Origin of the sequence: Rhizobium sp. BR 314 (assembly GCF_047445805.1) — a bacterium.
Taxonomy (GTDB): Bacteria; Pseudomonadota; Alphaproteobacteria; order Rhizobiales; family Rhizobiaceae; genus Rhizobium; species Rhizobium lusitanum_B.
This window is the reverse complement of the sequence record NZ_JARWLA010000081.1, coordinates 1-8,803: the sequence shown is the minus strand read 5'-3', so window position 1 is coordinate 8,803 and position 8,803 is coordinate 1. Positions and strand designations below refer to the sequence as shown.

The following is an 8,803-nucleotide window of genomic DNA, read 5'->3' as shown; positions in this document are numbered from 1 at the left end:
AGATCATCAAGCGCTCAGACAAGGCGAAAGGCTTCGGGGTTCTGCCGCGTCGATGGGTGGTCGAACGGACCTTCGCCTGGCTTGGCAGATGCCGCAGATTGGCCAAAGACGTCGAACGCTCCATCGCATCAGCCGAAGCGTGGATCATGATCGCCCACATTCGTCTCATCACCAGACGGCTAGCAAGGTATGGATATCGTTGAACGCTTTTCGAATCCGACTCTAAGGGGGGTGCGGCCCGGAAACGGGCCGCGCCTACCCGACTGATGGCCGCGACGGAGGATGAAGTGGCGGCCCAGGCTGCTGCCGCCAGAACGTCGAGCGTGCGTTCGTTCACACGCAAACGGCCGGTGCGCAAACCCTGGCCAGAGGATGCCGAGCGCGAGCGCGTGGTGATCGATCCCCCGACCATCTGTGCTGCGGCGGCGGGCCGCGCCTGTCGAAGCTGGGCGAGGATGTCAACGAGACACTGGAGGAGATACCGCTGCCGCTTCAAAGTGATCGAGACGGTTCGGGAGAAATTTACCTGCCGCGATTGCGAGGCGATCAGCCAGGCGCCAGCACCGTTCCATGCCACGCCGCGCGGCTTCATCGGTCCGCATCTGCTGGCGACGATCGTCTTCGACAAATTTGGGATGCACAGTCCGCTGAACCGCCAGAGCACAAGGTTCAAATGTGAGGGCATAGACCTGTCGACCTCGACGTTGGCCGATCAGGTCGGATTTGGAGCGGCACCTCACGGATCACATTAAAGGAGCGTCCAAACGAGTGACAGGCTCAGGCGACTCCGCAGCGATTGGCAGAGGCACGAACGCTGGCTCGACACCATGCGCTCTGACGGCAGTGTTACGGCAGTATAAGAATGCAGTCGCGAGCCTGACGCCGCCAATCGGAAAGCTGGTTCGCTATTACGCCGTGACGACGCGCGACATCAACAACACGAACACCAGGCTCAAGGCTTTCCGCCACAATTCGAGCCTTCACATCATCCGGCGACCGCCGGTTACCGCGGCGCGGCTCAACAACCTCGTACCGACCAACAAATCCATCATCCATCATTCAGCTTCCATATGCGCCTGGAAACCTTCTCGCATTCGAACCTATGCTGCAAAAAGCAGCCGAACCGATGGGACACAGACGGGGCTTACGCTCCACCGAAGGTGGAGGTTTTATCTTGCTCACAAGAAGTCGTCGCCATGATCGGCGAGAACTTCGAATTAGTCGAGAGGTAACCGCCAACTCGGACAATATCGCCGAAGGCAAACTGGTTTATCTCCGTGGCGGCAGTGAAGATGGCAAAAGGCCTGACCGAAAATGGGATTGACGATCTTCAAGATCTCCTCGCCGACATACGGTCAGCCGAGCGTCCCGACGCCAGATGTTCAGCAAACCGCGATCGCCAAGTAAGTCGCCAACTGGTGCGAACCCAAAGCTGCTGGTGAGAAGGTCTTCCCCACGTCTCTACCTGCTTTGCAAAAGCCGCCCTGCCGTTGATGCGTTGGTTTCAGCACGCTCCATCCGGCTCAAAAGCAATGGAAACCAGCACCTATCTCGTGCGCATCGTTCCAGATCCCGACATTTGCGGTGATCGAGTTGTATGCCCGCGGTCGACAGTACGCATCCTAGGTGGTCTGCTCAGATGTATATACACCAACTACCAAGACTAATAGTTGAGCAGGTGGGCACATTCCGAATATCCTTCTATCCGGAAATTAACAGGAAAATGACAGGAATGAATGTACACCGTCTGCGGGAATAGTGATCCCATGCGGTTTACAAAGCTCAGAGAGTTCGGTGCAAACGACACCTTCCGCGACAAGTGCTCGTGAGTGTGTGAGCAAGCATACGGAAGTGGGACCCGAGTGGTTCGATAGTGCCGGGTCTACGTTTCGACCGCCGCCTGCATAAATACAAGGTCTACTTACCCGTCCAAGAGGTTAATACCGCATGCTGCTGGTTAGCCAATTCGCTACGGTCGCGATGGGAGTCGTCGCTTAACGAATTCACGCAAAATATGAGATTAAAAATGGTTGAACTTGAAACAGTAGCATCCTCATTGGCGCCGCTAGAAGACTCTGGCTGGTCATCGATTCCTACAGTGACAGAGCTATTTGACTGGGAATTTGCGACGAACTACCGAGATCCCATGCGGCCGGTTCTCCTACGTGGAGGCTGTGCAGCCTGGAGTGCCTGTCAGCGCTGGTCACCTGAGTATTTTGAGAAAGTCGCCGGGTCAATGATTGTACCCACCAAAACGCTCGACGGCAGCGAGATTAAGGTCTCTTCTTGGGAACTAGCAAAATACGCCCGGTTTGTAATGGAGTCACCGTCTTGCCACGATGGAGCCTCTTCATTGAACGCGAGAGCGGCACCCTACTGCCACGACATCCCCCTACTGGGCTTAGTGGAGAGCTTGGCGGAGGACTGTCAGCCCTTCCCGGTTAACTTTGTCAGTTCGTCTTACCGCCGGCACTGGTGGCGCTATACGCAGTTTTTCATGGGTCCGGAAGGAACCGTTACCCCCCTCCACTTCGATACGCTGCTTAGCCATAACCTATTTTTCCAAATCTTCGGTGCGAAGCAGTTCACCATTCTCCCACCCAGCCAAGCCACCCGCTGTGCACGCCGAGGTTGGCGGTGGTTTGATGTGGACCCGGAGCAACCGGACTATGTGCGCTTTCCGCAGTACAAGCGAGCGACACCCCTCGTAATCACGGTAAATCCCGGTGACATCCTTTATATGCCGCCCGGAACGCTCCATCACGTTCGCAGCTTATCGGCCTCGATTTCCTTCAACATCGATTTTCACACGAATCGCAGCGTATTAGATGCGCTAACGCAGGCAGACAAGGGCATGCCGAAAGAGGTCATTTTTTACAACGCGGTCACCGCGCTGGCGGTAATCAGCAACGTACCGGAAGCTATCACGTTTCCCCTATATCGGCCCTATCTGAGCTATGTGAGTTGACAACAGTGAGCCGCACGAGCTCGCATACGGGATTGCTAGATCAAACCTGCTGCGGTAGTGAGGTGTTGCCCGCTGAGCTGTTCCTCCGACGGTCGCTCGAACAAGCCGATTGCACCGGGCGGGGGAACTGACGGGAGTTTGGGTTCCAGATGAGACCCATGAGGCGATCCGCGATCTGGTCCGGGCTCGTGAGGCTGCAAACGACGCCCTGAAGAAATCCCGCCAGCAGTTGCAGGCTTTCCTGCTGCGTCGCGGTCATATTTATAGCGGCCGCTCGCCCTGGACACAAGTCCATCGGCGATGGTTGGCAGAGTTGTTGTTCACCCATCCCGCCCACCACATCGTTCTCGCAGAATACATTCAGACCATCGAAGACGCTGAGGTTCGGGTAGAGCGGCTGACCAAACAGGCCGCCGCGACTGTGGTCTCCTGGTCGATGGCGCCAGTCGTCGAAGCCTATCAAGCAATGCGCGGCGTCTCGCTCCTCACAGCGGTGACTTTCGTGGTTGAAATCGGCGACGTCAGGCGCTTCGAAACGGCTCCGCAGCTGATGGCGTATCTGGGGTTTGTGCCGTCCGAGAGCTCGACTGGCGAACCGGTGAAACGCAAGGGTATCACCAAGGCGGGAAGTACGCGGGCCCGCCGTGTTCTGAGGGCGCGTGGACGTATAGATTACCCGGCCCGGGTAAGTCGGGCCATTCAGGCAAGACTGGAGGGGCTGCCACAGCCGGTCCGCGAAATCGCCTGGAAAGCTCAGATCCGGCTATGCGCACGCTATCATCAACTTATCGGCGCGGGGAAGCTCAAGGCAGTAGCCACCATCGCGATCGCTCGGGAAATGGCGGCGTTCCTGTGGGCTATCGGTCAAGAGGTCGCTCCCGCGGCATAAGCGTGATCAACGCCAACCTCAATACATGAAAGGAAGCAGCTAATCAGCATTCGCATATATCTGCTGATGTATAAACTTGGGGGCAGAGCCCCGGTGGGGAATCCTCGCCAAATCCAAGTGGCAAGCGTTGAGCCCATGCCCGATCGTAGACAGAGGCAGCCCCAGACGAACCTGTCAAGCGAATCGAGGAATTGACCCCTCTGCCGAATTGAAGAACTGACCCCCTCATTTGTTTGCAGTTTCGTTGGTTTCAAGCGCCGCTCCGGCCTTCTGCAGAAGGCCGGAGCGGCGCTTTTCGCGAAGTCGGTAGCTATCGCCCCGAATGGTGATCACTGTCGAGTGGTGAAGCAGGCGATCCAATATTGCCGTGGCAACGACGGGATCCCCAAAAACACTTCCCCATTCGCCCACAGAGCGATTTGAAGTGATCAGGATTGAGCCCTTTTCGTAGCGCCGAGACACCAGTTGGAAGAACAGGTGGGCGGCATTGGCCTCGAAGGGCAGGTACCCCAGCTCGTCAATGATCAACAATTTCGGTCGCGACAGAATCGTCAACTGTTTGTCGAGCGAGCCGTCGCTGTGAGCCTTCGCCAGCATCGCCACCAAGGTAGCCGCCGTGACGAACTGGACGTTGTAATTTTGACGGATCGCCTCGCGGCCGAGGCTCACCGCCAAATGCGTCTTGCCTGTACCTGGCGGTCCAAGGAACAGAACAGTGTCACCGTGGGCGATCCAGCGGCAGGTCGCTAGTTCCCTGATCTGCCCCTGATCCAGCGAGGGCTGCGCCTCGAAGTCGAAGCCGTCCAGTTCGCGCACGAACGGGAATTGCGCCAGCTTGCTCGACATTGATATCCGCCGCTCGTCGCGCCGGGCGATCTCGCGCGATACCAGGAAGGCGAGAGCCTCCCGCAATGTCATCTTCGACCGCGCTGCCTCGTCCAGCAACGTATCGAGCTGGTCGCGGATCGCCGTCAGCTTCAGCCGGTCGAGCGTTGCGATCAGCACGTCATGATCCACAGTCGTCATCACCAGCCTCCTCCAACCACTGCTTCATATTCCGCAAGCGGCCGCAGCAAGGCAGCGGGCGCGGCCTCGATGGCCTCCTTACGAACCGGCCCGTCGAAGCCGGTAACGCCAACAAAGTGCGCCCGGTCCACAATTCGTTGTCGTCGCCCCCGGCACTGGGGATGGTTAGCGATGACCTGGCCGGCATGACGGATAATCACGCGGCCGGCCAACACTACGACCTGAACGCTTTCACCGATCAGGTGCCAAGGGACCGAGTAGCTGTTGGTATCGAGGTCGATCGCGCAATCGGCTTGAACCTTGCGAACCAGATCCCGCAATTGTCCGAAGGGTGCCCGTCCGGCCAGCGGACGTAGCGCCTTRGCTTCGTCGGCAAAACGTTCCGCCGGTTTGACACCGGTGGTGCCGTGTTCACGCTGGTCGGCAACTTCGCGTGTCCATCGATCCAGGTGCGCTTCGAACTCGGCCCAGCTCTCGAAGCGTCGCCCGGCGATCGCGTTCTTCTTGATGTAGCCGACCCCGCGCTCGTCTTTGCCTTTCGTTCTCGCCCGATACGGTGCACAGGCCCGCGGCGTGAAGCCCCAATAACGGGCAAAAGTATGCAGTCGCGCGTTGAAGCTTACCTCTCGCGTCACCGCATCATGATGCTCGACCAGGGCTTTCGCATTGTCGATCAGCACTTCCGCCGGAATCCAACAAACCGCAGAAAGGCGCCTTCCATCCCCTCGAACCAGTCCGCCTGCCGCTCCCTCAGTGACGCGCGAGCGTGCATCCGTCGCGAATAGCCCAACGTCGCCACGAACAGATGAACCCGAGCCCGCTCGCCGCCGATCCATACCTTCGTATCACCGAAGTCGATCTGCATCTGATGGCCTGGCGCCGTCTCAAAGCGGACTGTCGCCCGCTTCTGTGCTTTTAGCTCTCGCCGCCACTGCCGAACTCGAAGCTCAACTGAACGCAGACCGATGGTGATTCCATGCTCGCTCGCCAACTCCTGGCGGATTACATCCGCATTGCCGTCGTGCCGGAAAAAACGCTCGCGAAGCCAATCATCAAGCCCGTCGAACCCCGTGCGCCGAACAGGCTGTTTGAACGGTGCAACTCCGCCTTCTCGAAGATAACGCCGGACCGTATTGCGGGCGCATCCGAACTCCTTCGATAGACGTTTGGCGCCCCAACCGAGCTCGTGCAGCCGCAACATCGCCACCACCTCATCAGCCTGAAGCATATCCCCGTCCTGCATCGTTCGCGACAATGCAGGATGCGATAAAATCGTGCTCGTCATCCATCATTCCTCGTTTTGACACGAGGGGTCAGTTCTTCGGTTCGTCAGGGGGTCAGTTTTTCATTTCGCCCGACAGAACCTACGGAAATGCGGTAAACAACCCGCGCACAAGAGTATGCCAACCGTCGTCGAAAGCCCTGCCTCCAACTTTGTATATCAGCTTCATCTACACGGCTTCATCACTGCTGATGGAAGGGACACAGTCATGCCTAGACCACTTGACAACGAACATAAGAGGATTTGAAGACTCGGTTTGATAGCCAGTTATCGCACGTGAGCTCTGATGTTCATTGTAAAGGTAAATCGTGCAACCTTCGGCCTTCCTTATTATGGGCCTGGTATTTGGAGCGGCTGCGCAGGGCGGGAGACAGAGCTTTAGACAGTTGAGCAGCCAGCGACGCGAGCCAGATGGTGGCTCAGCTAGGTCCGCATGTGCGCTATCAAGGGCGCTGATCGATCCTGTCCTCCGGCCAATCGATAGGGGAAACAAACGCAACTCAGCCTCGATGCGATAGAGTTCAGCGACCTGCTAGGCGGAAACGAGCGGTTCAAATTTCTGGCTCTTCTTTAGTCATGAGAGTTCTTGCCGACGCCGCTCTTCAGAGCATAAGTTTCGAATTCCATAAGTTGTTCTTCATGGTCAGCCAGAGCTCGAAGAGCGAAGCTCCCGCGTCTCGCGGCGACCAGTTCCATGAGACATTCTACTGCGGCCAATGCGGGAGTCATCGTGTGAATAAATGAAGGAACTTCGGTGCGAACGCGGATTACCGCTTGAGAAATCTTGGCGATTGGAGACAGTTCGCTGTCCGTCAAAGCGACGAGTTTTGCACCACGGGATACGGCAAACTCGGCTGCCTGTACTGTGAAGCGAGTGTAAGGGTTGACTGTGACCGCTAGCAAAATGTCTTCTGGGCCGACAGACCGAAGCGCATCATCGGAGGCACCGCCCATCCCATCGATCAATGTTGTAGGAGAGCCAAGCAATGATCCAACATGGTGCATTAGATAGGCGATGGGAAAGCTTGAACGGCGGCCGACGCAAAAAATTTGTTTCGCCTCCGCTATTAGGTCGGCTGCTGCCGCCAACGCGGCAATCGCGGGCGGCTGCGCGAACCTGCTTAGATGACCCTGCAAAGCATTCACTGTATCGCATATGAGGACGCCATCGCCCCCGATCTCCGCTCGTGCCAATAACTCCTCTCCACTCCCACCGAAGCTTTCCGGCCGTTCCCTGACCCTATCGGCGAATACCTCCTTTAATTTGTCGAAACCGTCGAAGCCAAGGCGTTTTGCAAGTCTCGTTAATGTTGCCGGAGGCACTCGTGCTCGGCGTGCCTGCTCCCTCATTGACAGCAGTGCGACCTCTGTCGGATGGTCAACCAACCAACGCGCAGCGACCTTCATTTGCCGAGGAAATCGCTCATAGTTGTTCTTTATGAGACTTGTGGTGGGACAATCCATTCTTACTTCCTGAAGTCTATTAGGCAAATGCTTAAGCGACAAAGGCTTTTCCTTGGTCTATGGATTAAGGTCGCCGTCTTCGTTGACAAACGTGACCATTCCGCGATGCCTCAAACAGCCCGTGTTGCCTACGGCATCCACGTGCTTAAGCGTTCCCCGGGACCTGGTTTGATTGAAACTTTCTTGAAGATCAGGCGATGTCAACCCAAGCGCACCAACATCGTCAGGAGAATCAGGACGGCGCCGAACATGAAATTACTCGATGTGCGGCACGCTGTCTTCTACTTCTCATCATCATAATCTCGTCCTTGACGTTAAGATCGGCAGTCCATTGCTTCGCAATAGGAAGCAAGCAAAAGATGTGCCAACTCCGCAGAATTAGCCAACGAAGGGGTTATCTCCACTGTTCGTAAGCGGACAGGCCATCCCACGTAGCATGGAGACGCGAAATCGCTCATTTTCAGCATGAATCATGCTGGGAATCCTATGAGTGAAGATATGAATCATGATCGTACGTTCGAAATTCTGACGGCGGAGCCGGTGCGAACGCGGCGGAAACCGAAGTCGTGGTCAGATGAGGCGAAAGCTCTGATCCTGGAGCAAGCGTTGGCTCCGGGCGCAAATGTCTCTGCGGTCGCGCGTGCCCATGGAATGGACCCATCGCAGCTCTTTGGATGGCGGCGCGTAGCCCTTGCATCTGGTTCGGTTCAGCGGTTGAGAGCAACCGAAAACGATGAGGCCTTTACTCGTTTCGAGGCGGTGCGGACGGACACTGTCGAGATCCAGGTGGGCGACACGACACTTCGCGTCAGCGCTTCGATCGATCCGGCGCTGCTGAGCGGCATCGTCAGGGCGGTACGGCAAGCATGATCGCTTCGGGTGTCGTGGTCTATGTGTCGTGCCAACCGGTCGACTTCCGCAAAGGCGCGGCCTCGCTGATGGCCCTGGTGCGCGATGGCGGCCTCGACCCCTTTTTATGCATCGGGTGAGATTTTGTGGCGGAGCCGTCATGGCGCCAGCCGGGGACTGCCAAATCTGGCATCTTCCGCCACATAATGTTTTAGCTTAGATGCTGTTCAGCAGTTGCAGAACGGCATCGGTGGGCCGGAAGCGCGTCCCGTAATCGCCCTTGATGCCCGCCTTTTCGAGTCCGTTACGCATCATCTCGACCGAC

6 protein-coding genes and 5 pseudogenes are annotated in these 8,803 nt (G+C 57.1%); 7 read left to right on the top strand and 4 right to left on the bottom strand.

Features of this window, described 5'->3' with window-relative positions; translation table 11 throughout:
- Positions 1–203: transposase (locus QD461_RS36135; protein WP_414091589.1), on the top strand; the 203-nt coding region annotated here is incomplete at its 5' end.
- A gap of 66 nt (positions 204–269) precedes the next feature.
- A pseudogene (locus QD461_RS36130) lies at positions 270–734 on the top strand (IS66 family transposase zinc-finger binding domain-containing protein); the annotation flags it as partial.
- A gap of 15 nt (positions 735–749) precedes the next feature.
- Here QD461_RS36130 and QD461_RS36125 read toward each other — a convergent pair.
- A pseudogene (locus QD461_RS36125) lies at positions 750–1,059 on the bottom strand (transposase); the annotation flags it as partial.
- Positions 1,060–1,196: 137 nt separating this feature from the next.
- Between QD461_RS36125 and QD461_RS36120 the strand changes: the two are divergent.
- The 3 genes and pseudogenes from QD461_RS36120 to QD461_RS36110 form a co-directional block, all read left to right on the top strand.
- Positions 1,197–1,442 (top strand): annotated as a pseudogene (locus tag QD461_RS36120) (hypothetical protein).
- Between the two features lie 584 nt (positions 1,443–2,026).
- Complete coding sequence (locus tag QD461_RS36115) at positions 2,027–2,968, top strand: cupin-like domain-containing protein (RefSeq protein ID WP_240535526.1); 942 nt, start codon at positions 2,027–2,029, stop codon at positions 2,966–2,968.
- Positions 2,969–3,071: 103 nt separating this feature from the next.
- Positions 3,072–3,857 (top strand): annotated as a pseudogene (locus QD461_RS36110) (IS110 family transposase); the annotation flags it as partial.
- 225 nt (positions 3,858–4,082) lie between these two features.
- On the opposite strand, the gene istB reads toward QD461_RS36110, so the two are convergent.
- The 3 genes and pseudogenes from istB to QD461_RS36095 form a co-directional block, all read right to left on the bottom strand.
- The gene (gene istB / locus QD461_RS36105; RefSeq protein ID WP_004126157.1) at positions 4,083–4,883 is read right to left on the bottom strand and encodes an IS21-like element ISSme2 family helper ATPase IstB; all 801 of its coding nucleotides are present in this window, start codon (positions 4,881–4,883) and stop codon (positions 4,083–4,085) included.
- Positions 4,883–6,168 (bottom strand): annotated as a pseudogene (istA, locus tag QD461_RS36100) (IS21 family transposase). The gene istB and the pseudogene istA overlap by 1 nt, the downstream one beginning before the upstream one ends.
- 567 nt (positions 6,169–6,735) lie before the next feature.
- Positions 6,736–7,629, bottom strand: coding sequence for a MurR/RpiR family transcriptional regulator (locus QD461_RS36095; RefSeq protein WP_004126151.1), 894 nt, complete (start codon positions 7,627–7,629; stop codon positions 6,736–6,738).
- Positions 7,630–8,127: 498 nt separating this feature from the next.
- On the opposite strand from QD461_RS36095, the gene QD461_RS36090 reads away from it, so the two are divergent.
- Together QD461_RS36090 and QD461_RS36085 are read left to right on the top strand one after the other, a co-directional pair.
- The gene (locus QD461_RS36090; RefSeq protein ID WP_240535525.1) at positions 8,128–8,499 is read left to right on the top strand and encodes a transposase; all 372 of its coding nucleotides are present in this window, start codon (positions 8,128–8,130) and stop codon (positions 8,497–8,499) included.
- Positions 8,496–8,618, top strand: a complete 123-nt coding sequence (locus QD461_RS36085; RefSeq protein ID WP_141694186.1) for a transposase — start codon at positions 8,496–8,498, stop codon at positions 8,616–8,618. Before QD461_RS36090 ends, QD461_RS36085 begins: the two co-directional genes overlap by 4 nt.
- Positions 8,619–8,803 lie beyond the last annotated feature (185 nt).

What these genes read in the sequence shown, in the direction of transcription:
- QD461_RS36115 (WP_240535526.1), top strand. Translation starts at nt 2,027, where the DNA reads ATGGTTGAACTTGAAACAGTAGCATCCTCATTGGCGCCGCTAGAAGAC.
- istB (WP_004126157.1), bottom strand. Translation starts at nt 4,883, where the DNA reads ATGACGACTGTGGATCATGACGTGCTGATCGCAACGCTCGACCGGCTG.
- QD461_RS36085 (WP_141694186.1), top strand. Translation starts at nt 8,496, where the DNA reads ATGATCGCTTCGGGTGTCGTGGTCTATGTGTCGTGCCAACCGGTCGAC.
- QD461_RS36090 (WP_240535525.1), top strand. Translation starts at nt 8,128, where the DNA reads ATGAATCATGATCGTACGTTCGAAATTCTGACGGCGGAGCCGGTGCGA.
- QD461_RS36095 (WP_004126151.1), bottom strand. Translation starts at nt 7,629, where the DNA reads ATGGATTGTCCCACCACAAGTCTCATAAAGAACAACTATGAGCGATTT.